The organism is Mediterraneibacter glycyrrhizinilyticus, assembly GCF_015560805.1.
GTDB lineage: Bacteria > Bacillota > Clostridia > Lachnospirales > Lachnospiraceae > Schaedlerella > Schaedlerella glycyrrhizinilytica_A.
In genome coordinates this window covers 259,090-283,384 of the sequence record NZ_JADMSO010000001.1, presented here as the reverse complement: position 1 = coordinate 283,384, position 24,295 = coordinate 259,090, and the positions used below count along the sequence as shown (strand labels likewise).

19 protein-coding genes are annotated in these 24,295 nt (G+C 45.9%); 5 read left to right on the top strand and 14 right to left on the bottom strand.

Annotation, left to right across the window (positions count from 1 at the left end; genetic code table 11):
• Positions 1-36: 36 nt before the first annotated feature.
• Positions 37-942, top strand: coding sequence for an AraC family transcriptional regulator (locus tag I2H87_RS01375; RefSeq protein ID WP_195609138.1), 906 nt, complete (start codon positions 37-39; stop codon positions 940-942).
• Positions 943-1,045: 103 nt separating this feature from the next.
• Here I2H87_RS01375 and I2H87_RS01370 read toward each other — a convergent pair whose 3' ends face one another.
• From I2H87_RS01370 to I2H87_RS01360, 3 genes are all read right to left on the bottom strand, one after another.
• Complete coding sequence (locus I2H87_RS01370; protein ID WP_195609137.1) at positions 1,046-2,158, bottom strand: DnaJ C-terminal domain-containing protein; 1,113 nt, start codon at positions 2,156-2,158, stop codon at positions 1,046-1,048.
• Positions 2,159-2,272: 114 nt separating this feature from the next.
• Positions 2,273-2,734, bottom strand: a complete 462-nt coding sequence (locus I2H87_RS01365; protein ID WP_009267240.1) for an Hsp20/alpha crystallin family protein — start codon at positions 2,732-2,734, stop codon at positions 2,273-2,275.
• 171 nt (positions 2,735-2,905) lie between these two features.
• Positions 2,906-3,736: a MerR family transcriptional regulator gene (locus I2H87_RS01360; RefSeq protein ID WP_022150965.1), complete on the bottom strand. Its 831-nt coding sequence runs from the start codon at positions 3,734-3,736 to the stop codon at positions 2,906-2,908.
• Positions 3,737-3,843: 107 nt separating this feature from the next.
• Here I2H87_RS01360 and I2H87_RS01355 point away from each other — a divergent pair, with 107 nt between their 5' ends.
• From I2H87_RS01355 to I2H87_RS01340, 4 genes are read left to right on the top strand one after another with little or no spacing between them, the layout of a single operon-like run.
• Complete coding sequence (locus I2H87_RS01355) at positions 3,844-5,007, top strand: iron-containing alcohol dehydrogenase (protein ID WP_009267247.1); 1,164 nt, start codon at positions 3,844-3,846, stop codon at positions 5,005-5,007.
• Between the two features lie 16 nt (positions 5,008-5,023).
• Entirely contained in the window at positions 5,024-5,683 is a 660-nt protein-coding gene (locus I2H87_RS01350; protein ID WP_195609136.1) for a cyclase family protein, read from the top strand.
• Complete coding sequence (locus I2H87_RS01345) at positions 5,683-6,345, top strand: hypothetical protein (RefSeq protein ID WP_009267249.1); 663 nt, start codon at positions 5,683-5,685, stop codon at positions 6,343-6,345. The genes I2H87_RS01350 and I2H87_RS01345 overlap by 1 nt, the downstream gene beginning before the upstream one ends.
• A 1-nt stretch (position 6,346) precedes the next feature.
• Positions 6,347-7,762 carry an MFS transporter gene (locus I2H87_RS01340; RefSeq protein WP_195609135.1) on the top strand — a complete coding sequence of 472 codons (1,416 nt, stop codon included), beginning with the start codon at positions 6,347-6,349 and terminating at the stop codon, positions 7,760-7,762.
• Positions 7,763-7,822: 60 nt separating this feature from the next.
• Here I2H87_RS01340 and I2H87_RS01335 read toward each other — a convergent pair whose 3' ends face one another.
• From I2H87_RS01335 to I2H87_RS01285, 11 genes are all read right to left on the bottom strand, one after another.
• Positions 7,823-8,074 carry a hypothetical protein gene (locus tag I2H87_RS01335; RefSeq protein ID WP_195609134.1) on the bottom strand — a complete coding sequence of 84 codons (252 nt, stop codon included), beginning with the start codon at positions 8,072-8,074 and terminating at the stop codon, positions 7,823-7,825.
• 23 nt (positions 8,075-8,097) lie between these two features.
• Positions 8,098-9,426 (bottom strand): sensor histidine kinase, encoded by a 1,329-nt coding sequence (locus I2H87_RS01330; protein ID WP_195609133.1) that lies wholly within the window; start codon positions 9,424-9,426, stop codon positions 8,098-8,100.
• Complete coding sequence (locus I2H87_RS01325) at positions 9,427-10,137, bottom strand: LytR/AlgR family response regulator transcription factor (RefSeq protein WP_195609132.1); 711 nt, start codon at positions 10,135-10,137, stop codon at positions 9,427-9,429.
• Between the two features lie 378 nt (positions 10,138-10,515).
• Positions 10,516-10,989 carry a hypothetical protein gene (locus I2H87_RS01320; RefSeq protein ID WP_207745965.1) on the bottom strand — a complete coding sequence of 158 codons (474 nt, stop codon included), beginning with the start codon at positions 10,987-10,989 and terminating at the stop codon, positions 10,516-10,518.
• Positions 10,986-14,138: a glycoside hydrolase family 3 N-terminal domain-containing protein gene (locus I2H87_RS01315; RefSeq protein ID WP_195609131.1), complete on the bottom strand. Its 3,153-nt coding sequence runs from the start codon at positions 14,136-14,138 to the stop codon at positions 10,986-10,988. The genes I2H87_RS01320 and I2H87_RS01315 overlap by 4 nt, the downstream gene beginning before the upstream one ends.
• A 76-nt stretch (positions 14,139-14,214) precedes the next feature.
• Positions 14,215-15,699, bottom strand: a complete 1,485-nt coding sequence (locus I2H87_RS01310; RefSeq protein WP_195609130.1) for an MFS transporter — start codon at positions 15,697-15,699, stop codon at positions 14,215-14,217.
• 4 nt (positions 15,700-15,703) lie between these two features.
• Complete coding sequence (locus I2H87_RS01305; RefSeq protein ID WP_195609129.1) at positions 15,704-18,277, bottom strand: family 78 glycoside hydrolase catalytic domain; 2,574 nt, start codon at positions 18,275-18,277, stop codon at positions 15,704-15,706.
• Positions 18,278-18,412: 135 nt separating this feature from the next.
• Positions 18,413-20,893 (bottom strand): glycoside hydrolase family 2 TIM barrel-domain containing protein, encoded by a 2,481-nt coding sequence (locus tag I2H87_RS01300; RefSeq protein ID WP_195609128.1) that lies wholly within the window; start codon positions 20,891-20,893, stop codon positions 18,413-18,415.
• Between the two features lie 203 nt (positions 20,894-21,096).
• Positions 21,097-21,330 carry a hypothetical protein gene (locus I2H87_RS01295; protein ID WP_195609127.1) on the bottom strand — a complete coding sequence of 78 codons (234 nt, stop codon included), beginning with the start codon at positions 21,328-21,330 and terminating at the stop codon, positions 21,097-21,099.
• A complete protein-coding gene (locus tag I2H87_RS01290) occupies positions 21,323-21,703 on the bottom strand; it encodes a hypothetical protein (protein ID WP_195609126.1) in 381 nt (126 codons plus the stop codon). Before I2H87_RS01290 ends, I2H87_RS01295 begins: the two co-directional genes overlap by 8 nt.
• Before the next feature lie 290 nt (positions 21,704-21,993).
• Positions 21,994-24,144, bottom strand: coding sequence for a Tex family protein (locus tag I2H87_RS01285; protein ID WP_009267252.1), 2,151 nt, complete (start codon positions 24,142-24,144; stop codon positions 21,994-21,996).
• Positions 24,145-24,295 lie beyond the last annotated feature (151 nt).

Below are 24,295 nucleotides of genomic sequence, written 5' to 3'. Positions count from 1 at the left end.
CACCAACGCCGGTTTTTCGGCAGAACGGAGCAAGCAATGAAAAAAAATCTGCAAAGTACATTCAGTCCCCGACAGTATATGCTGTCCAGAGATTTTGAAATTTATTACTATAACGATACTTTTGAGGACAGTCATTATTACGGTGTGGACAGCCACGCGCACAGTTATTATGAATTTTATTTTTTTCTCGAGGGAAATGTCTCGATCAACATCAACGACGAGATCCTGTCGCTCAAGCCCGGCGACGTCATCGTGATCCCGCCGCATGTGCAGCATTACGCGAAACTTCTCGACGGAAAAGCGCCGTACCGCCGTTTTGTATTCTGGATCAGCGAGGAATACTGCAATCAGCTTCTGCAGATTTCTTCCGATTATGTCTATCTGATGCAGCAAGTGCTCGTCACCAAACGGTACATTTTCCATTATGATGTGATCGCGTTCAACGCCCTGCAGTCAAAAGTATTTCGTCTGATCGAGGAAATCCACTCCGAACGTTTTGGAAAAGAAACCCAGATCACGCTCTGCGTCAATGATCTGATCCTGCACCTGAACCGGACGATCTACGAGAAAGAACACCCGAAGTCCGCCCACGAGGAGCAACACCTTTACCGCAGTCTACTCCAGTTTATCGAAGATCATCTGGACGAGGATCTTTCCCTTGATTCACTTTCCCGGCAGTTTTTTGTGAGCAAATATCACATTTCCCATGTGTTTAAGGACAACCTCGGTCTTTCCGTCCATCAGTTTATCACAAAAAAACGCCTCGCTATGTGCCGGGATGCGATCCTCGCGCAAACCAGCATAAGCGAAGCGTATCTGATGTATGGTTTTAAAGATTATTCCAGCTTTTTCCGCGCATTTAAAAAAGAATACGGGCTCTCCCCGAAAGAATACAAGGAACTTTTTTCACGGGAGCACGATGATCCGTCTGTTGCACGGTAAAAGCTATGCTGCCGCCGTTTATTGGCAACAGTATTTTGATGCGGTATTCCGATACAGTATTCTGACGTGATATTCTAATGCAGTATTCTAATGCGCCATTTTATCACTGGCACAGTGTTTCAAACTCCCGTAGTTTTTCTTTTGCCTGCGGCGTCAGATTTTTCGGAACCCGGATCTGTACGGTCACATACTGATCTCCATAGACGGACGGATCTTTCATCGAGACGATTCCTTTTCCTTTCAAACGAATCCGGCTTCCGGACTGCGTTCCCTCACGGATCTTGCAGAGCACGTTTCCGCTCAATGTCTGCACAAGCGCTTCGCCGCCGAGAACCGCCGTCGTATACGGGATCTGTACGGTCGTGTAAACGTCCATCCCTTTCCGCTCAAATCCCGGCTTTTCCTGAATGGCAACTTTCAAAAGAAGATCTCCCGGTTCGCCGCCGCCATTTCCCGGCATTCCTTTTCCCCGGAGCCGGACGCTCTGCCCGTCCCCGATCCCTGCCGGGATTTTCACTTTCAATGTCTGCGTTGCTGTGCTTTGATCCGTCCCGTTCGGATTCCGCAATGTGATCGTCTTCTCGCACCCAAACGCAGCTTCTTCAAAGCTGATCGTCACACCTGCCCGCAGATCCGATCCTTTCTGCCTAAACGTCTGCCGCCCTCTGCTTCCTCTGTAACCGCCGCTTCCATCATAGCTGCCGCTTCCTTCATATCCGGTATTTCCGCTATATCCGCTTCGGAAACGGCCGTCGAATCCGGATCGTCTGCTGCCGAACATATCTCCAAACAAATCGTTCATCCAGTCGTCTGCATCTCCGCTTTCGAAATGAAATTCCTGATAACTGCCATCAGGTCCCTCCTTTCGGAAACTTCCGTTTCCGAAGCCGCCGAACCCTCCGAATCCTCCAAACCCGGAGTCCGCTCCGTCGTAAGCAGTTCCTCCGTAGGAGGTTCCGCCGGACGCGCCGCCTGCCCCCATGCTTCCGTCAAATGCCGCATGCCCGAACCGATCGTATAATTTTTTCTTCTCCGGATCGCTTAATATCGTATACGCTTCCGAAGCCTCTTTAAATTTCTGTTCCGCCTGCGGATTATCTTTATTCGTATCGGGATGATATTTTTTTGCAAGCTTCCGGTACGCTTTCTTGATCGCCGTCGCGTCTGCGTGCCGGTCGACGCCCAACACTTCATAATAATCTTTTTTGGCTACCATTTTTCACACCTCCCCTTTGTCTTGCTTTTTTCTGCTTTGTCCGCTCTTTCGGTCGAAAAGGAAAACCGGAGATTGGTTTCCCAACCTCCGGTTCCCTTTCTTTTGTCAGACGATCTATTCGATCGCGATAAATTTCTCCTGCGGTACTTCCGGCTGTTTCTCTTTTTTCGGAACAAACAGTTTCAGAATACCATGTTTAAACTCTGCTTTGATATCCGCCTCTGTGATATCTTCGCCTACATAGAAGCTTCTCTGGCAGGATCCTGCAAAACGCTCGCGGCGGATATAGGTTCCCGTCTTCGCCTCCTGCTCGTCCTGATCCAGTCCTTTTGCCGCCGTGATCGTCAGATAACCGTCTTTCAGCGACGCTTTCACTTCTTCTTTTGTAAATCCCGGAAGATCCATCAGCAGTTCAAATCCATTATCCATCTCCCGGATATCGGTCTTCATCAGATTACCTGCGTGATGACCGTACAGTTTCTTCTCCATCCGTTTCATATCCCGATCATCATAAAACGGAAAATCTTTCATAAAATCATCAAATAAACTTTCTCCAAAAATACTAGGCATTAACATAAGTCATATCTCCCTTCCTAATGACAATTGAAAATAATAAGCACTTTGGAATAAATCCTTGTGTTGTTCTGTTACCGGAACAAATAAAGTTCGGAACTTTTTCCTCTCCCTTTGTTCTAGTTGTAATATAACACTTATTATTAGCACTGTCAATAGGTGAGTGCTAATTTTTTAAAAAATTTCTTTTATCCTGACCGATATCTGGGTAATATAATTATTGGGATCTGATTCTGTTGTCTCATCGATCAAACTTTCTTCATAAAGCATAGATTCTATTTCAAAATGGTTTTCTTTCACATACTCTATAATTTTCGGATAAATCTCATACGTTTGATTATACGGTCCCTTATGATAAATAACGATATACGTTCCACTCTCAATCACACTATAATCCGTCTCCTCATGACTCGACGGAAGAATTGTATAATAATATCGATACTGTGTTTTGTCCGTCATACTTTCTATCGCTCTTTTCCAATCCACGATTCCGGCTACGGCATGCCCCAGACTATAATCTTTCACCTTGCGGTATTCCATGTGCTCGCCTAATATTTTGTACTGAATCGTATCACTCGCATCGAGCGGAATCTCTTTACTTTTAATAATCTGAATTGCCGGTCTGTATTCAAGATAAATCGTATCCAACAACACAGATTTTGCTTTTTTGATCAGTTCAAGTTTGACATTCATCATTTCGATCATTCGATTATATTTTTGAACAGTTTGCTTCAAAGGTATCAGTTTGCTGCTGTAAAGTTCATAAATTAATTCCGCGTTTCTATTTTCTATATAATCCTGGATCTCGCGAAGTGACAGACCGATTGTCTGCAATCCCTGTATAGTAACTATAACATCTAATTGCTCTAAACTATAAAAACGAAACCCTTTTTCATTCTTTAATATAGGCTTAAACACATTCTTTCGTTCATAAAAAATTAATGTCTGTCTCGAAATCCCAGAAATATTCGCAAATTCATTCGGACTTAACAGATTTTCATACATAATTGACTCCTTCCTCACATAAAATAATTTTTTAACAATCAGGCTTGACCATATAGTTACAATATATCATATAATGATTGTCAGAAACATAAAAGGAGTGAAAAAATATGTTGGATGTAAACAATTTATTTCATGCAACCCGTATCGTGGAAGGCTATGGGGTGATCGAAACAACCGGACAGGAATGTAAGAATTTAGGTTTTCAGAAAGTATTGGTTATTACCGATCCGTTTCTGGCATCTTCCGAACATTATGAAAAACTGAAAAAAAGTTTAGATGATGCGAAAATCGAAAATTTCTTATTAACGAATGTCAAACCGAACCCGAGAGCCGAAGATTGTGATGAGATGGCTGATTTCGCCAAGAAACATCATGTAGACGCGTTGATCGCTTTAGGCGGCGGTTCCTCTATGGATCAGGCAAAAGCGGTCGGTGCCGTTGTCACAAACGGAAAAACAACAGTAGAATGGGGCGATACAGAACTAAAGAAGAATATCCTCCCGCTAATTTGTATCCCGTCCACTTCCGGAACCGGTGCAGAAGTCACCTGGTGTGCTGTAATAACCGACACCAAAAGACAATATAAGATGACCGTCGGCGATCCGATCCATATGATTCCAACCTTGGCAATCTGCGATCCGGAAATCACAGTTGGTCTGCCGAAATCTTTAACCGCCTCCTGCGGAGTAGACGCTTTAACACATTGTATTGAAGCATATACCGTTCAGCTTCACCAGCCGATCACGGATGCTTTAGCTCTGAAAGGTATTTCCATGATCGCTGAAAATCTGGAGAAAGCTTACCATAACGGTGAAGACAGGGAAGCTAGACGCAATATGATGATCGCAAGTACGATCGGTGGTATGGCTTTCATTTCTTCCAATGTCGGAGCGGTTCATGCTTTTGCGGAAACAGTCGGCGCATGGTTTGATACCCCGCACGGAGTAGCCAATTCATTATTTTTGCCATATATCATGGAATTCAATATTCCGGCATGCCCGGAACGTTTTGCCGACATTGCAAACGCACTCGGAATCAAAAGAGATGAAAATATGTCTGATGAACAGTACGCTCAAAAGGCAGTCGAATATGTAAAAGACTTAAATAAAAAATTAAATATCCCTACGATCAAAGATATTAAGGGTATCTCAGAAGAGAATTTTGACGCGATCGCAGAAAGATCTGCGAATAATGTTTTGTCAAACGACAATGCAAGAGCCATCACAAAAGAAGACTATTTAGAGCTGTTAAAAAAAGCTTACAATGACTAAAGAGGAGCGTGTGATCATGAAAAAAATTAAAAAAATCGTAGATTTATCATGGGAATTTACTGCTGAAACACCAATTTATCCGGGAGATCCGGAACCATCCGTAACTGTTGCCACCACATTAGAAAATGAGGGATATAATTTATCTACATTAGTAATGGGAACACAGACAGGATCGCATGTAGATGCGCCTTACCATTTTTCAAACACAGGCGAAACCATCGATAAAATGGAATTGGATTTCTTTCTGGGAGAAGCTGTCGTTATTCACGTTACGGACAAAAAAGCGGATGAAGCCATCACTTTAGAAGATATTGAAGAATATAAAGACGAAATCTCCGACGGAAAAATCGTTCTCTTCCATACAAACTGGTATAAAACAAGAGGAACAGACGAATTTTTCCACCATCCTTATGTAAATGGAGAAGTTGCAAAATATCTGGTTGAAAAAGGCGTTCGCTTTATCGGTATCGATACGATCAACGCAGATCAAACCGGCGGAACAGAATTCCCAGTACATGACCTGTTTTCCGAAAAAAGACTGATGATCGGAGAAAACTGGGCTTATTTCGACAAGATTGACTTTGAACATCCATTTGTGATCGCACTGCCGATGAAAATCGTAGGCTGCGACGGATCCCCGGTGAGAGCAGTTGCAGTACAGTGGGAGGAAGAATAATGGATCTGAAAAAAATATGGAGTTATACAAGACGGCTGCTTGCCATTATTCCATCTATTTTTATTTGTGCACTAGGCGTTGCGCTTTTAGTTTGGCCGGAGTGGGGCTGTGATCCTTTGACAACATTTGAAATCGGTCTGTCCAATGTATTTCATGTTCAATTTGGGACGGTCGCTCTCGTATTTGAGGGAATCATGTTCTTTGTTTTCCTTTTTGTAAGAAAAGATTTAGTACACCTGGGAACTCTTGCATGGTGTTTTTTGATCGGTCCTTTTGAAAATCTGTGGTTAGGCATCCTTGACCCAATTTTACCGGTAGCATCAGAAATGAGTGTTGGATTGAAAATCGTGTGTATTTTACTCGGTTCAGCCATCATCATTGTGACTCTGGCTTATTATATTCCGATCGGTTTGGGTTATCAGACATCCGATATATTCGCTTTCATAGCAGCAGATATTGTTAAGAAAAGTTATGGTATCGGTTTGATCATATCCTATGCCATCTTATTTGTGATCGGCGTCGCCCTGGGATCTTCCTGGGGAATCGGTACTTTGATCGCAGTGGTTGCATATGGACCGATTATAGACAGATTAATGGTAATTTTTGAACCATTCTCATTTGCCGTGGCTGGAATGACGAAAGAAGATAAGAAAGGCAAATAACATGAAAAGGATGTCACCTGCAAGAGCGATCGCATATGGACTTCCGGGGCTGGCTACCCTTTTTACATTTACAATGTTCACGACATATGGGTTGTATTTTTTTACAAATGTCGTTGGATTATCCGGAAGCTTTGCCGGGCTCATCATGACAATCGGTACTTTATGGGATGCGGTTACAGATCCGTTGGTTGGTATTCTTTCCGATAACAGGGATCCAAAAAAGGGACGGAGAAGACCTTTTCTGCTTACCTGCGCTGTTCCTTTCGGAGTTGTAACCTGGCTTCTGTTTACTACATGGGATTTTGTTGAATCTCGGCAAAAAATTTATTTTATCGTCGTCGCTTTATTATTTTATACATTTCAGACTTTGATTGATGTTCCTTATACATCTCTAAGCGGAGAGGTCACTGACGACTACGATCTGAGAAGTAAATTAGCCACGATCCGAACTTTTTGGGCGATCATCGGAGTAGCAATAGGCGGAGGGATCATGACTTATACCGCCTTTTTAGAACCTGTTGTCGGAGGTATGAGACAAGCCTGGTCCGTATGTTTTGCATTATTCGGATTTATTTGTACGATCAGTATTTTGATCGGTTATAAAGCCAGCGAGGGATACGAAAATCAAAATATATCCGTAAAAAAATCATATTCGGTCAAAGAGATGATCGAGGGTCCTTTTCGTAACAAACCATTTCTCCACTTAACAATTGCCTTTATATTTGCTATTTTGGCACAGGCAATTTTCCTCGGAGTCCTGGTATATTATTTAACCTACAACTTAAATTTAAACGACACACAAGTGTCTCTCGTGAATATCATTATGTGGATCGTCGCATTGTTCTGGGTGTTTCCGATCGATCACTGGTCCACAAAATATTCAAAAGTGACCTCATGGATTATTTCAATGGGAATCTGGCTGCTTTGTATGATCATCTTCCCATTATTTTTCCTGAAAACAGGATCTACAATGGCACCGATCATTATGACCAGTATTCTTGTCGTAGGTTTAAACGCACTGTATCAGGTGATTTATTCTATGATCTCCGATTGCGTAGAGGTGGACGAACTGGTCAGCGGCGAGAGACGAGAGGGCTTATTTTATTCTATGGCAACGGTATCTCAAAAAATAGCTGCCGCCATCGGTGTAAGTATTTTAGGTATGGTGATTGACTATGTCGGTTATGATCCGCTGGCATCGGTGCAGAGCATAAGTACACTCGAGGGATTTCAAAATATATTTGTCATCGGAACCTCTGTGTGCTTACTGCTCTCCATCATTACCATGGCAACAAATCCTTTAACAAAAAAACGTTATTCCGAAGTACTGCAAGCATTACAATTAAAAAGAACGGGACAGAATATTTCTTTAGATGAATTTAAAGATCTTTTGTTTCTAAAAAAACGTTCTATTTAGATAAAATCAGGGGTGTCTTTCGACTCCCCTGGTTTCTTTATTCAGACGCTTATCTATTCTCTAAAACTGCATTTCTTCATCTGTCCGGAGCGACTGAATAATTAATTTTTGAAGCTCTCCCCCAAATGCCTGATCGACTTCTTTTTTCTCAATATGCCGATATAACGGCGACTGATCGATCTCCCATTTTTTTGTGAGCGACGTGAACATTGCTCGTAAGACCTCCGGTGATTTTTTACGATCTTTTGCCGCAATATATAACTGGGAATGTACAACATAAGAATTGTACTCCCACAGGTCAAATAAATCCACTTTTCTTTCAACGCTTTCTTCCCTCAGCCAGCTCTCTTTACGAGCGGGATCAAGATCCGCAGTTCGAACCAGTTATCGTGGATCCCGGCTGTGACAGAACCGTTATACTTCCGCACCGTCGTTTGAATACTCTTCATTCCAAATCCGTGAAACTGCTTATCCTTTTTTGTCGTCTGCGGTATGCCGTTTTTGAACACGATCTTCTCTTCGCAATAATTTTCCACCTTGATACGCAGGAAATTTTTCTGCTGCGCCACATACAGATGGATCAGTCGTTTTTCCGGTTTCTCTAACTTTTCCACGCTCTCGATCGCATTGTCCAGAATATTTCCGAAAAGAGCGCTGATATCCATCTCCGCAATAAAATTCAACAAAGTTCCGTCCGCCACACAGGTCAGCCCGATCCCCTTATTCTGGCAATACAGGCTCTTGCTCGTCAGCACGGCATCCAGCACTTTATTCCCGGTCTTATTCTGCGCCTCATAGGACTTGATCTCCTGCTCCATTTGTTCCAGATAACGGGTGGATTTTTCACTGTTTGCCTCCACTTTCAAAAGGGCGATCTGATGTTTCAGATCATGGTACTTCTGATTGACAATGTCGATACTTTCCTGTGACAGCTGATAATTCTTATACTGCATCTCCAGAATGTTCTGCAACGTGTCTACCTCAAACTTCATCTGCAGCTCTCTGACCTGAATATGATAAGCATACAGCATTGCCATTCCACTCAGATCCACAAGGGTCCGAATGGTAAACATTTCCCCTGCAAATCGGCTGCTGAACAACGCGTTCTGGTTCAGGTAACTGAGATTGCTCACCGCAAATACCGAGGCGCTCATAATGATCACGGTGATCAGTTCCCTGCGATTGATGTTCACAATCTCCACTTCTTTTTGAAAATGTCTTTCAAGCCAGTAAATCCCTCCGAAAATAAACAGATAAGCCACCCCAAGCTGTATCCATCTTCCGGTTGCCGTATCGATGATCTGCGGAAATATTTTTAACAGGTAAAAATAAATCTGCCAGCACAGAGAAGCCGCAAATTCGCCGGTAATGAATGCCCTCGCACAATAATATCCGGCTTCCGTCAGCTTAAATTCACAGCATACATAGATATAAAGCAAAAGAAGTGAAATAGACACGATCATACACGGAAGAAACAATGCCTGTCTCACACCGTCCGTCACCGCCATAAAGCCGACGATCGCCACAAAAAAAGCGCCATGTACCACTAGCCGCTGGCTCCTGCCGATTCGTTTCCGGTTCGTGGCGATCACGAGCATCGCCGCCAAAAAGTAAGAAATGGAATAATAATATCCCGGCGTATTCACAAATGTGATTCCTGTCATCTAATTTCCCACCTCATTCATATAATTGTTCAATGCGTCCAGAAACGGTTTCTTTCTGGATCGGCTTACCTGGATCAGATCCCCTGCAACCGTCACATCATTTCCACGGAAGTCCTCCACATACTCCAGATTTACAAGATAACATCGGTTGCACCGAAAAAACAATCGTCCGTCCAGCGCGCTCTCTGCGTCATTCATACTGCCTTTTGCCACGATCTCCTCATCCGGCAGATGATAGATCAGCAGATGATCCCGCACTTCCACATAACTGATCTTCGACACGTCCAGCTTACGCATCCCACCTTTCTGCGCCACCGTAAGGTATGTCGTTTCCTTTCGTTTCACCCGCATAAGTGCCCGGTCGATCCGCTGGGAGAACGCAAAGTAAGAAATCGGCTTGAGCACATAATCGAGCGCATCCACCCGATATCCCTGAATTGCATACTGCGGCATATTGGTAATGAAAATAATGATCACTTCCCGATCCTTTTCCCTGATTTTTTCTGCGGCGGTCATCCCGTCCATAAAAGCCATTTCCACATCCATTAAAATAATATCAAAATCTGCCGAATAATCCGTCACAATATCTTCTCCGTCCTGAAATACCGTGACCGTTATTTTATGCCCGGTTTCTTCTCCATAACGGGCAAGGTATTCTTTTAGCTGCACAGCATAAGTCTTATCGTCCTCCACCACTGCAATCCGATACATGATGCTGATCTCCTTTTCATTTTTGTCTCCATTTTATACTATTTTCAATGATTTTGCACCCCTGTTATCTAATCTGTCTTCCAAAAACCTCTTTTACAATCTTTGTTTTGTACTCTTTGTTGTACTCTTTGTTCCACACTTTGTTTTACCGCAAAATATTGACTTTTCCATACCGCAATCACCGGAAGCGCCAAAAGGCACATTCCGGGATTGTAAGCAGTCGCCAAGGTCTCGGGCAAGTCCGGACTTTGGCTCGTCGCCTATACAAAGAAAAGAGAAATTCCCGTTCCGGATGATTCCCGCTCCGAAACTGGAATTTCTCTTTTTATCACACGATCTCTATTTCATGTTTTTCTTTTTTGCTTCGTGCGCCGCTCTCTAAGCGTCCTTTTTCTTTGTGCTGAAAAATGCTGCTGCCATCGCCGCGATCGCAGAGATCCCTAAGCATACCATATTTACGATCGTGCCTGTTGCCGAAGACATATTTGCCGCCGTCTGAACTTCCAGCAGGACATCTTCATTGGAAAAGAAGATAAACCCAAGTCCCTCTGCTCTTGCACTGACCAGTGTGACCAGTCCCAGTGTCAGAAGCACCGGAGCTGCGATCCTGAGGATCCCGGAAACGATCTCAACTGCAAGCTGTACGGAATCGCTGACCTTTACCTGTGCCAGTACGATCACCATTATCAGCATCACGATCGCAAGTACACCATATAAGATCAGGTTGCTGACCGCTGCATTTTTGAAATACCCCTCGCTTGAAATATTGACGCCATATACGATAAGAGATACCAGCGTTAACAAAACAACCGCCACGTTCATCCAAATTCCGACTGACTGTTTTTTGATCATGATTCGCTCTCCTCCTTTTTCTTTGTGGTCGCTTTCTTTCCTGACTGAACCGTCAGTACGATCCATGCTGCCGCCGAAGCAACAGCCAGAGCGCCGCTTACATAAGTAATTGTTTTCAGCGCGATATCCCACCAGGTCATTACCCGTTCCGTAGAAACATTCATGACTGCGCTGTTTGCAAATGTATAAAGCTGATATTTCAGATTTTCTCTTGCCTGTTCTACCAGAGCCGCATCATTTTTCACGGTATCTTCCGAAATATGCATCCATGTTGCGTCTGCTCCGTTTTCTCCCATATTGATATGGTTGTCTTCCGTCGCAAAATCTGCCACCTGTGTGATTCCCGCCATGATCATGGATTCCGGATTGAAATAATATTTGTTGTTCATCATATCCGTCGAGATCAAACCTGTAAACGCCCATTCGTTTCTTAAAATATCCTGCAGCATACCTACATGGTGAGATGCATTGGTTGCTCCGATCCGGTTAAACGCGATCATAACAGCCATACCGTCCGCATCTTCCAGACCGCCCTGGAAACAACGTAAATCGGTCTCACGGAATTTCTGCTCGTGCATATATGCGGAAATTCCGCCTCGGTTATGTTCCTGATCGTTGAATCCCATATGCTTCGGTCCGTTTAAGATTCCCATATCCGCGCATCCCTGCAAAATACCATATCCCATACGGTTCGTCAGCATCGGGTCTTCGGAAATGTATTCGTAGTTACGTCCGTTGTAAGGCGTTCTTCTCTGTGTGAGACCGGTTCCCCACAGATGATACCTCTGGAGCCAGAGTCCGGAATTTCCCTCTACACGTCCCCAGTCATATGCCAGCTGTGGATTAAAGGAAGAACCGAGCAGTGTCTGGGAATGTACATTGAAACGATAGGTCTCTCCGGACTCTTTATCCTCATAAGCTGCCGTAAATCCGCTGACGCCCTCGTTCTGGTTTACGATCGGGTTCTCTACATTTGTCAGCTTATCTGTCTGGCTTCCGCCGTGGATCACTGCGCCGACTGCTTCATCGATCGTGATCTCTGCGACAAGTTCATCCCATACCGGATCGTTGATATCTTCCATCTGATTCGGCTGGATCGTCGCAGTATCAAAACGGATGCCCTGATCCTTGCCCTCTTTTGCCGGATCGTCTGTCTGGATCGTGTAGGTCTCTCCGCGAAGTTCTGCAATCCATTCCTCACTCTTCGGGCTGTCTCCTACCTTGATCTCCACCTCGTTGTAGTTGATCGGATAGGTTCCCTCCCAATCCTGACGGGACAGGTATGTCACGGTCTCCTCTTCTGTCCAGTAATTCAAATCTGCTTCCTCTGCCACATTGGTGACTTCCGTACCGTTTTCAACGGCAAATGTGGTATTGTCGAACTCATCCAGCTTCCATGTCTGGACTGCGCCTGATGCTTCCGCATCCATACCGTCTTTGACTGTATATCCCTGTTCTGCCAGAATATTATTCACTGCCTCATGGGATCCTGCTGCCGCGGTAAAATAGTAATCTCCCTCATCCAGAATATAAGTTTTGGCATTTGTATAATCATAACTTGCGAGATACTTTGTCGGGATCGTGATCGTTACTTCTTCTGTTTTTCCTGCCGCCACTTCTGTCTTGGCAGAATTCAGGAACATCACTGCGGATTTCTCCACATGATTTTCTTTATCATATTCCGTATATGGCTGCTGCACATACAACTGTGCCAGAAATGTTCCGTCCTGATCGCTGTTGTTTTTCAATTCTACAACTGCCGTAATATTGCCGTCTGCCGTCTTATCTACTTCGACGCTCTTTAAGTTCTGTGCATAATCCAGATAACTCAGACCATGCCCGAAATCATAAAGCACTTCGTTGTTATAATCCCACGCTGCCGCCTGAGTCGCTCCTGCCGCTGAATTCGCACCGGAATCCGGATTGGCAACCGCGTCGTAATAACGTGTCTCAAAATATTTATATCCGACATAAATGCCCTCTGCTTCCACGACATAAGTACCGCCGTTATATGTATCGGATCCTCCGAAAGAACCGGCTTCGGTATTGGCGATCTCAACGCCCGGATACCGCGGGTCATCTCCGTTTCGTCCGATGGATTCGTAATCAGCATAATATCCTCCGCCGAAATTCATCACCGCCGGTATGGAGGCATTGTCTGCCACATAGGTATCCGGAAGCGCTCCGGTGGCATTCACGTTTCCGGTCAGTACATTGACAACTCCGGTCGCCTGATAATCGTTCAGACAGCCGATGTAGGCGATACCGTCCACCTCATGTGCGCCGCCCTCTGCGATTTCTTTCAATACCATTGTATTTCCGGAGTTGATCAGAACAACGACCTGAGAACAGGTTTCTTTTGCCGCGTCGACAACTGCCAGTTCATCTGCTGAAAGTGCAAGCGGATCTGCTCCTGTTTCTTTGCCTGCACGGTCTGTCGCGGAACCCGGCGCATAAGTATTTCCCTCTCCTGCGCCCCTTGCAAATACACAGATTCCGACGGTTTCGTCCTTATTGATCTTGGACTTCCAGTCTGCCGGAGCTCCGAGGCTCTCATATTCTGACGGAGGAACTTCGTTGATCTGATACGTCGCCATATCTCCCGGAGCGGATACATAGATGTTATCATATGCAACCTGTTTCTCCTTTTCTCCTGTCCATTTGTTTTCTACTTCTTCAATATGTTCATTCAAAATATTTTTCTGATAGAAATCCATCACCGTCTGGTTGATCTCAACCCCTGCATCTGTAAATGCTTGAACCAGATTCACCGCATCTTCATTTCCGGCTTTCAGATCCTTTTGTGCGTATGGATACGGTACATACGCCGCAAGACCAAACAGCGCCACACTCTTACCGGATAAAGGAAGAACGTCGTTGTCATTTTTCATAATGACCGTTCCCTCCTCTCCCTCTCTTACGGCAATGTCTTTTGCTGCCGCTTTCATCTCTTCGAATGTTGCGTAATCGCTGACAAATCTCGCCGAATCTTCATCATTCTTCGTCACATAGCTCTGTGTTCCGAGCGCGCTGTCTATTCTTGCGCGATAACCGTCTGCGATGTCTGCCCCAACGATGGAAAGAGCCATAACAGATGCTGTAACTGCCGCAAGCCCACGCATCGCCGGTGCAATTTTCTTTGTTTTCATATAGATTCCTCCTCCTTTTGTTCATTTGATCTATTTTCTCAGCCCGCACGGCTGAAAGATCCGATCTCATTCCTTTTTAAATTTCCGCTTTTTTCTCTTTATTTCTGCATTCGATCTCATCCTGCTCCGCTTTCAGATTGTCTTCCACCCGGAAGAACAAAAACAACAGCACTGCGCAGATCAGATATGCCGCGGTCTCGACCCAGATATAACTGATGGAGATCCCGGCCTGTGCCGCCGCACTTTGCACATCCACTCCGACCACCGAATTCTGATCGTATCCGACGATCTTCAAGATCAGGGAAAAGACTGCGTTCATGACCGGAGACGCCGCCACCATAAGCGAACTGTAAATCGACATCGTCAATCCGTCCGTACGAAGTCCGGTCTTCCATTCAATATGATCGATCACATCCGCCAGCATTGCCAGGATCATATAGCATGCCGGAGACGATCCCAGACATTTCAATGCTACGCCGGCAGCAACCGGTACGATATGATTTCCTCCCATTCCTGCGATCGCGCCGCCTATAACGCCCAGGATCAGAAACGCGCTGACTGTTTTCCGCTTTCCGAATTTCTGACACAGCGGATTGACAAATAACATCGCCACTGCCATCGGGATCGCTCCCATGATCGCCAGGATCGACTGATATGTTCCCCATGCATCAGCTCCCATGACCGAATTATCCAGCACCCATTTACAAAAATAGGACATCGAGCCATTCTTGATCGCACCGGAAAACTGAAAGATCATATAGAATACCATGACGATCCACCACCATTTTTCCGATGCAACTGCTGCAAACTGTGCTCTCATAGATACCGATGTCTGCGGTATCGTTCCCCCATCCTCTTTGTTTTGCTCCAGCAATTCTTCCGTCACACGTTCACGGCTGAACTTATATTGTAAGAATATGGTAAGCGCCGTGAGGATCCCGACTGCCAGCATCGCCATAAACCAGAGATTTTGTTTCTCTTTTAACGCAAAGGATACGAGAATCGGAAATACCATCGAACCGGCTCCCATCGCCGCAAGTCCTGCGATATTTGTAAAGGATGCGAGCTGTCCTCTCTGGTCGGAATTTCTTGTTGACACTGCCACAAGTGTGGAATTGGCGGTATTATAAATCGGATATGCCACGGAATAAAACAAGTTATATGCCACTGCGATCCAGATCATCTTTGCCGTGCCCTCAAACGGTACGATAAACATCAGAACCGAGGCGACCGACAGCGTCAGTGCCGATAACAGAATCCACGGTCTTGCCTTGCCCGCCATCACTTTTGTCCGTTCGATCAACTGTCCGACGATCAGGTTGGCGATCACAATGAATATCGTCGATACCAACTGCAAGGTTGTCAAAAACGTCAGATCCAGTTTCAGTACATCCGTGAAATATGTATTTAAAATACTGGTAAAAATCCCAGATGAAAGCAGCCCTCCGATGGGACCGATAAAATATCCCAGCAGCATTTCCGGCATCCGCACATCTTTCGTCTTGATCATAGACGCCGTCAACGGCGTATTCCAGAAATTTCCTTTCCTCTCTTCTCTCATACTTTTACTTCCTCACTTCTCCTTTTGCATAAGCACATTCCATCCTGTATGTTCCGCTTCCCGTCTCTTTCACGGAGTCGTCGGGCAGTATGACCGTACATTTTGTGCCGACGGGAACTTCGGCTTCCAGATAAAATCTGCCGTTTTCGATCTTCCATTTGGAAGAAATCCGTCCATATGGCGTTTCGGTGCTTCCCTCTGCCCAGGTCAGCCCGCCGCCCACGACCGGTTTGATCCGAAATGTTTCATATCCCGGTTCGACTGCCTCGATCCCGGCGATCCGCTGATACAAGAAAGCGCCGACTGAACCGGAGGCATAATGGTTGTAAGAGATCATCTGGTCTGTTCCGTCGTTGCCGATCGGACACTCTCCTTTTTCATCTAGCCCGTCCCAGCGCTCCCAGATCGTCGTTGCTCCGGCTTTCACTTCATACAGCCAGGACGGGCACCTCGTATTCATCAGCATCCTAAACGCAGTCTCTTCCTGCCCGTTATCTGCAAGAGCAAAGAGTATATACGGCGTCCCCGGAAAGCCTGTTCCGATACAGTAATCCGCTTTTTCGACAAGCCCCGCCAGATTATCCGCAGCCTTACGCTTTGTTTCCTCCGAAAACATGTTCAAATACACCGGCAGTACATATCCGGTCTGAAATTCCTCTTTCAGTTTTCCATTTCCGTCTGTAAAAATCGAAACATATGCATCCGCTGTTTTATCTGCCAGTGTGTTGAAATATTTTGCGTCTGCTTCCTCTCCCAACAATTTAGCCGTCATTCCGGTGATCCTGCTCGTATTGTACAGGCTCGCGGTGGCCGTCCATTTACTCCGGCTCTGCCACTGAGACATCTTCGGAACATCCGGTGCCACCCAGTCACCGAAATGCAGCATGGACGGAGTGTGCCAGATATATCGATGTTTTCCGAGCCCAAATCCCGCCCAGAACCGACATGCTTTCACATATTTTTTCATCGTCGGATACATTTCCTTTAAAATCTGTATATCCCCGCATGCCTGATACTGTGCCCACGGAACGAGAACGCAGGCGTCTCCCCACCAGTCGATTGCCATGGTCGGCATCGTTGCCGGAAATCCGTATCCCTGCGCCGGCACTGTATTCGGGATGCCTCCGCTTGGAAGCTGTTCCGCCTTTACGTCCAGCAGCCATTTTTCCGCAAATCTGCTGAGATCAAAATTAAAATATGCTGTCGGCGCAAATACCGCGATATCTCCTGTCCACCCCATACGCTCGTCACGCTGCGGACAGTCGGTCGGGATCTCTACAAAATTAGATTTGCTGCTCCACTCGATATTTTTCTGCAGGCGGTTCAGCCGTTCGTCGGAACAGGTAAACCCGCCGATCTGTTCCATATCCGAATAAAGCGCAATAGCGGAAACTTCCACATCCGCTTCCTCGGTCCCCTCAATCTCCGCATATCGAAATCCCATGTACGTCAGCTTCGGGCTGTACTCCTGCTCGCCCGCCTTACAAATATACGTTGCCGTCGCCTTTGCGGTCCGCAAAAACGTTACGTTCAGACTTCCGTCCGGATTCAATATTTCAGCATGGCGGACCGTGATCTTCTGCCCGGCTCTTCCTTTGAGCTTCAGTCGGATCACCCCTGCGAAATTCTGTCCGAAATCATAGATCAGTGTTTTTCTCTCTGTCCGTCTGCATGTAAGCGGCTTCATGATCTCCTGCGCCTTGACCGGGCTTCCGTAATCTGCGATCAGATTCGGCACAAACTTTAATTTCTCCGGCGCTGCTTTTCTCCATGCGATCTGTTCTGTATCGATCGTCGCATCGTACGTTTCTCCGTCGTACAGATCTGCCATGCGATACGGTCCGTCCTCTGTCACTTCCCATGTCTCATCTGTACCGATGATCTCTTCCGAACCGTCTTCGTAAGTGATTCTCAATTCTGCCAGAAATGCCTGCCGGTCTCCGTCGAACCGGTTTCCTCTTGTAAACACGAACGAACCGACTGCCCATCCGCCTGCAACGACTGCCGACAAGACGGCTTCGTTTCCCGTGAGCAGATCAGTGACGTCGTATACCTGATACTGCATTTCATGTCGATACGAAGTGAATCCGGGCGCAAAATACCGGTCTCCTGCCTTTTTCCCGTCGATCTCCAGCTCATAGATCCCAAGCGCCGACGCGCAGATCTTTGCCGACGCGACGCTGCCCTTGAGCGTAACTTTTTTGCGGAACATCATCGGGAGAGGCGATACTTTTTTCTCAGTAAAGGAATATGCCGGATCGCTAATCCACTGTGCCTGCCACGGTGCTCCCATTCTTCCGGTCTCAAACTGCATCGCTGCTTCCGCGGTTTCTCCTGCGTCATCCGTCACCTTTAGCCGCACCGGGTATGTCGTAAATGGCTTCAATTTCTGACCTTGATAAGGGATCAGAATCTGTTTGTCCGTCTCAATCTCCCAATCTGCGATCTGAAGCTCCGCACATTTTAACCGCACGTTTGCTCTGTCACTTTGCACCTGAAACGATACCCGTGGCTGCGCCCTGTCCGTCACGCATCCTGTACGCAGATGTTCTACCGAAAGCCTGCTGATCTTCAGCATATCCGTTTCCTCCTCACCGTCTCTCTTCTTGTTGCTATTATGTTATCACGTTTTAAAATACAGGCATAAAAAAAACGTGAATGGTTGCTTTTTTAACGCAATCTGCATTCACGTTTTTGTATGTTTTGCACAAAATCACTTTTTATTTTGTATGGTTTCACTTCTTTCTAACGGGATCTCTGCCGATGCCCGCAGCTTGCCGTCGCTTACTTCCAGACAGACCGGTCCGCTTCCGTCCGCCTGTACAACCGCCAATGCCTCGCCCCAATAGGTATCCGTGTGATTTTTGCAGTAACCGATCTTATTATACGGACATCCGTTTCCAACTCCAAGCAGTCTGCCGCCTTTGACCCGAACCTGCAAAATCCCCCTTTCCAGAGGCTTGACCGTTCCGTTCGCATCGGTGTACTGCAGACGGATAAAACTGAGCTTCCCGGCTTTTACCGTTTTTTCTTCCGGAACCGCACGAAGCATCGTCTCCTCTCCTGCTGTACAGAGCTTATGTTCCGAGATCACATTTTCTTCGGCGTCATAAGCCACCGCCTTTAAGACTCCCGGCTCATATCGGATCTGAAACTTCGTATCGCACCCATCTTTCAGAAGATTGCTTCCGACTTTCTTGCCGTTCAGATACAATGCGACCTTTGCGGCTCTTGCATAGACTTCGACCACTGCCTTTTTCCCCTCGCATCCGTTCCATGACCAGGATTCCAAGGCATTTGTCATTTTCCAGGCGGACGGAGAATGCCGTTCTCCCGTATGGTTGACCGGACGCACTGCGATGACCGGTCTGTCTGTCAGTTCAAACGCCGTCTTTGTATATCCCGCTTCTGCCAGCGGTTTTCCTGTCAGATCGATCCGTCCGCTTCCCGCAGTGATCCAGCCGGGACCGTGTGAAAAGTCCGGGGCGTAATCTTTGTATTCCCAGGAACCTACTCCTACCTCTCCGAGATAGTCCATCCCTGCCCACACAAAATCCCCGATGATCCTCGGATTTTGTTTTGCCAGCTCCCAAAATGTATACGCATCGTCACAAAATGTCTCGCTCCCGAGTATCAGTCTTTTTTTGTATTTTTTCAGATCGTGCCGATAACGGTTGATCCCATAATTGTAGCCGGCAATATCCATATTTGCAAAGGCATCGCGTGTCTTCAGATCGCAGCCGTAAAACGTCGCTCCCCATTTCATAAAACCGCTTCCGAGCATTCCCGCCAGATCATTGAAAAACTGACTTCCGACCGCTTTCTTTTTTTGTTTTCCTTTTGTCTTTTCTGCTTTCTCGACTTCTTTTTTTGCTTTTTTATCACTGTATACGCCAAAACCCACAGAACTTAAAAAATTAAAGAAGATATTGATGCCGCAAGAAACCGGTCTCGTATCATCCAGCCGATGTAGATATTCCGTCATTTTCCTTGTCAGCTCGATTCCTTTCGGCTGTGCCGTTTCCGACACCTCATTTCCGGTGGAATACAGAATGACCGACGGATGGTTAAAATCCTTTTCTACCATATCTTTCAGATCCTGCCGCCACCATTTCTGAAAATGATCCACATAATCATATTCCGTCTTATGGATGTACCAGACGTCCACAAACTCATCCATAACCAGCACGCCCTGACGGTCACAGGCTTCCAGAAGCGCTTTGGAACATGGATTGTGTGCCGAACGGATCGCATTATATCCGTTTTCTTTCAGGATACGCACTTTCCGCGCTTCCGCATCCGCGTAACAGCAGGCTCCAAGCACACCATTGTCGTGATGGATGCACGCTCCGCGCAAAATCACCCGTTCCCCGTTGATACACAGTCCCTTTTTCACATCCCACGTAAGAGTCCGGATTCCGAATGTGACCGTTTCTTCCTCTGTCACAGTTTCTTTCTCTGTCACGGTCTCTTTCTCTATGACGGTCTGGTCATCTGCACCGCTCTCTTTTCTTCCGGTATACCTTACCTTTAACTGATATAAATTCGGCATATCGACATTCCACAGTTTTCCGCCGGGAATCTCCATCTGCACACAGGCATGTCCGTTCGTCTCCATATTTGCCGTGACCCCCGTCTCCAACACTTCCAACTCCAATTCCCCTGCCGCAGTTGTCTGCACTTCGACTTCTATTACAGGCGGCTCTGCACTGACCGTCCGGATGCGAATGCCATTTCTTTGAATATGCTGTTTTGAAAATACATCCATCCAGACGGGGCGATAAATTCCCGCGCCGGAATACCATCTGCTGTTTGGCTGGTCGGCATTGTGAGCAATGACACGGATCACATTTTCCTCTCCGTATTTCAAATACGGATCCGCCTCCACATAGAAATTCGTGTACCCGTAAGGATGGAATCCCGCTTTCCTGTCATTGATATAGACCTCCGCATTGTGGTAAACTCCCTCAAATTCAAAGCTCACCTCATTTTCTTTCATCTCTTCAGGCACTTCAAATGTTTTCTCATAAACATAATCATATCCCTCAAACCAACCGGTATTGATCCCCCCGGCGCTGTCGGCTGTCCGTCTCTCTGAAATCATCGCATCATGTGGAATCGTCACTTCTTTCCATGACTCATTTCCTCCTGCACGGCGGTATTTCCACCCGTTGTTAAAATCGATCCGTTTCATGCCGTTCCTCCTTTTTGCATTTCTGTATCTTTTGTTTCCCTGGCGTCAATGTATAAGGGGAAACACGCCTCAAACCGCGTAATTTCGGTTATTTTTCGTCAATTCAACCATATCACGTTTTCCGATTGAAAAACAGGAATATCCGTGAACGGTACTTTTTTTTACGCAAAAAGTTTTACCGGATGCAAAAGGAGAACGCAAAATCAAATTAAATCAATCGATTCATTAATCATGATACTAATTTGATCAAATGTGTAAGTTTCATACAACGGAGGATTTTCATCTGCAGCTTTTTCCTCAATAGAAAGACTATTTTGATATCCAGCCCATGATTCCATTTTTACGAACTGCCCATCTTCCAGTTCAAAATACTCTGCTTCTGGTCCTGTTACTCGTGTATATAATTCTCCAAATCCTTTATGAGGTGATTCAACCAAAAAATAAATTATTCGATCGCCAGGCTCTTGCAATTCCGTTCTCTGGAGTTACTGACTCTATTTGTACAACTTCGCCATATATTATTATTTCACTATTTTTTGTTAATGAGGGAATATCCGGATAAGATACAGCACTTTCTGATACATTATAAAGTGTACCTATAATTTGTTCTCTCTCAATATTTTCAACTTTTTTACTTGAACTACATCCTGTTAAAACAATTATACATAAGAAAAATGTTATTATATTTTTTTCATCTTCTTTCCTACTTTCTATCTCATCTCTAAGTAGCTGTATTATACTTATGATCAGCTTATTTGCTATCCTCTTTCCATGATACTGATCCCTAAAACTCTCCACTAACTTTATCATATCTCTAATTTTCAGAATTTTCAATTATATTTCATTTTCACCTTTTATGTTCAGAAACATTTACCAATATCGTAAAATATAAAATCAGAGAATTGACCGACGCCCTCGCGTTATATATAAAAGTCCCAGTTTCACCCTAGTTTTACTGAAATAAGAATCTTTGAAATATAGAACTGTTTATTCCATTCTGCTTTTAGGACATAAAGAGGAGCTGCTGCTCCAGTAGATGATTTTATCTCCTAGAACAACAGCCCTCCATTTACAATGTTTCTCATCACATAGTTTCCTTATCAGATTCCGCGCATCGTCAGTTGGATCCGTTTCTTCTTGAGATCCACGCTCATGACTTTCACATCCACGATGTCTCCGACGCTGACCGCTTCCAACGGGTGCTTGATATAACGGTCCGTGATCTGGGAAATATGTACCAGTCCGTCCTGATGCACGCCGATATCCACAAATACGCCGAAGTCGATGACATTGCGCACCGTCCCTTTTAAGACCATTCCCTCTTTTAAGTCTTTCATCTCCAGCACGTCGGTCCGCAGGATCGGTTTCGGCATCTCCTCACGCGGATCGCGCGCAGGTTTTTCCAGTTCTTTGACAATATCGCGCAGAGTGATCTCCCCGATTCCCAGTTCCTCCGCCAGCTTCTTATAGTCTTTGATCGTCAGCGAAAGTCCTGTCAGATTGCCGCCTGTAATGTCTTCCGGCGTATATCCCTGCTTTTTCAGTAATTTTTCCGCCGCCTCGTAGGACTCCGGATGCACGCCCGTTCCATCCAGCGGATTTTCTCCGCCCTGGATCCGCATAAATCCGGCGCACTGCTCAAATGCCTTCGGTCCGAGTTTCGCCACTTTCAGCAATTCTTTCCGGCTCGCAAAGCGACCGTTCTCCTCGCGGTATGCGACAATATTTTTTGCGATCGCACTGCTGATTCCCGAAATATAAGAGAGCAGCGGCGCGGAAGCCGTATTCAGATCGACGCCGACTTTGTTGACGCAGTCTTCCACAACACCGTTCAATGATTCGCCCAGTTTCTTCTGGTTCATGTCGTGCTGATATTGTCCGACTCCGATGGATTTCGGATCGATCTTCACCAGTTCCGCCAGCGGATCCTGCAGACGTCTCGCGATAGAAGCCGCGCTCCGCTGTCCCACGTCAAATTTCGGAAATTCTTCACTTGCAAGCTTGCTCGCCGAATAAACCGACGCGCCCGCCTCGTTGACGATCACATACTGTACGTTGTCCGGGATCTCTTTTAACAGTTCCACGATAAACTGCTCCGACTCTCTGGATGCGGTTCCGTTTCCGAGGGAGATCAGGGAGACATGGTACTTCGGAATGATCTTCTTGAGCAGATCTTTAGACGCCTTGATCTTCGCAGGCGTTGTCGGCGCAGTCGGATAAATGACGGTTGTTCCGAGCACTTTTCCGGTCTCGTCCACGACTGCCAGCTTACATCCGGTACGGAATGCCGGATCCCATCCGAGTACAACTCTTCCGGTGATCGGCGGCTGCATCAAGAGCTGGTGCAGATTCTTTCCGAATACTTCGATTGCACCGTCTTCCGCTTTTTCCGTCAGTTCGTTTCGGATCTCCCGTTCGATCGCCGGCGCGATCAGACGCTTATAACTGTCTTCCACAACATCTTTCAACACCGGCCTTGTATATGGATTGTCCCGCCGGATCACCTGTTTTTCGAGATACCGCAGGATGTCTTCCTCCGGCGCTTCGATCTTCACCGTCAAGAACTTCTCTTTTTCCCCGCGGTTCAATGCGAGGATCCTGTGTCCTGCCAGTTTTCCGATCGGTTCTTCAAATTCATAATACATCTCATATACGGACTCTGCCTCCGCATCTTTCGCCGCAGAAATGATCTTTCCTTTCTGCATCGTCTGTTTCCGGATCCAGCTCCGGTAATCCGCCTCATCGGAAATCGATTCCGCGATGATATCCATTGCTCCTGAGAGCGCCTCTTTCGCGGATTTCACTTCTTTTTCCTCGGATATATACTTCTCCGCCTCCACTTCCAGCGGTTCTTTCGTCTGCTGCAGCATGATCAATACAGAGAGCGGTTCCAGTCCTTTCTCTTTCGCGATCGTTGCGCGCGTCCGCCGTTTCGGACGATACGGGCGGTACAGATCTTCCACGACAACCAATGTTTCCGCCGCAAGGATCTGCGCTTTCAATTCTTCCGTTAGTTTTCCCTGTTCCTCGATACTGGAAAGTACCTGTTCTTTTTTCTCTTCCAGATTCCGCAAATATAAAAGCCGCTCATGTAATTTTCGGAGCTGCTCGTCATTCAGCGATCCGGTCGCCTCTTTTCTGTATCGTGAAATAAACGGGATCGTATTTCCCTCATCGATCAAATTTACCGCAGCGTCTACCTGCCAGCGTTTTACACCTAATTCTTCGGTCAGTTTCTGATTCAAATCCATCTGTCAGTCAATCCTCTCTTCTATAATTTGGACGCTTCTTATTATACAGGAATCCCCTTTATTTGCAAAGTCCCGAAAAAAACAGAAAGCCCGGACATACCGTCTCTTCCGGTACTATCCAGGCTTTCTGCTTTCTATTCTCTATAATCCC

Bases quoted from the DNA above. Each gene is read 5' to 3' on its own strand.
- I2H87_RS01375 (WP_195609138.1), top strand. From the start codon at position 37: ATGAAAAAAAATCTGCAAAGTACATTCAGTCCCCGACAGTATATGCTG.
- I2H87_RS01370 (WP_195609137.1), bottom strand. From the start codon at position 2,158: ATGGTAGCCAAAAAAGATTATTATGAAGTGTTGGGCGTCGACCGGCAC.
- I2H87_RS01365 (WP_009267240.1), bottom strand. From the start codon at position 2,734: ATGTTAATGCCTAGTATTTTTGGAGAAAGTTTATTTGATGATTTTATG.
- I2H87_RS01360 (WP_022150965.1), bottom strand. From the start codon at position 3,736: ATGTATGAAAATCTGTTAAGTCCGAATGAATTTGCGAATATTTCTGGG.
- I2H87_RS01355 (WP_009267247.1), top strand. From the start codon at position 3,844: ATGTTGGATGTAAACAATTTATTTCATGCAACCCGTATCGTGGAAGGC.
- I2H87_RS01350 (WP_195609136.1), top strand. From the start codon at position 5,024: ATGAAAAAAATTAAAAAAATCGTAGATTTATCATGGGAATTTACTGCT.
- I2H87_RS01345 (WP_009267249.1), top strand. From the start codon at position 5,683: ATGGATCTGAAAAAAATATGGAGTTATACAAGACGGCTGCTTGCCATT.
- I2H87_RS01340 (WP_195609135.1), top strand. From the start codon at position 6,347: ATGAAAAGGATGTCACCTGCAAGAGCGATCGCATATGGACTTCCGGGG.
- I2H87_RS01330 (WP_195609133.1), bottom strand. From the start codon at position 9,426: ATGACAGGAATCACATTTGTGAATACGCCGGGATATTATTATTCCATT.
- I2H87_RS01325 (WP_195609132.1), bottom strand. From the start codon at position 10,137: ATGTATCGGATTGCAGTGGTGGAGGACGATAAGACTTATGCTGTGCAG.
- I2H87_RS01320 (WP_207745965.1), bottom strand. From the start codon at position 10,989: ATGATCAAAAAACAGTCAGTCGGAATTTGGATGAACGTGGCGGTTGTT.
- I2H87_RS01315 (WP_195609131.1), bottom strand. From the start codon at position 14,138: ATGAAAACAAAGAAAATTGCACCGGCGATGCGTGGGCTTGCGGCAGTT.
- I2H87_RS01310 (WP_195609130.1), bottom strand. From the start codon at position 15,699: ATGAGAGAAGAGAGGAAAGGAAATTTCTGGAATACGCCGTTGACGGCG.
- I2H87_RS01305 (WP_195609129.1), bottom strand. From the start codon at position 18,277: ATGCTGAAGATCAGCAGGCTTTCGGTAGAACATCTGCGTACAGGATGC.
- I2H87_RS01300 (WP_195609128.1), bottom strand. From the start codon at position 20,893: ATGAAACGGATCGATTTTAACAACGGGTGGAAATACCGCCGTGCAGGA.
- I2H87_RS01290 (WP_195609126.1), bottom strand. From the start codon at position 21,703: ATGATAAAGTTAGTGGAGAGTTTTAGGGATCAGTATCATGGAAAGAGG.
- I2H87_RS01285 (WP_009267252.1), bottom strand. From the start codon at position 24,144: ATGGATTTGAATCAGAAACTGACCGAAGAATTAGGTGTAAAACGCTGG.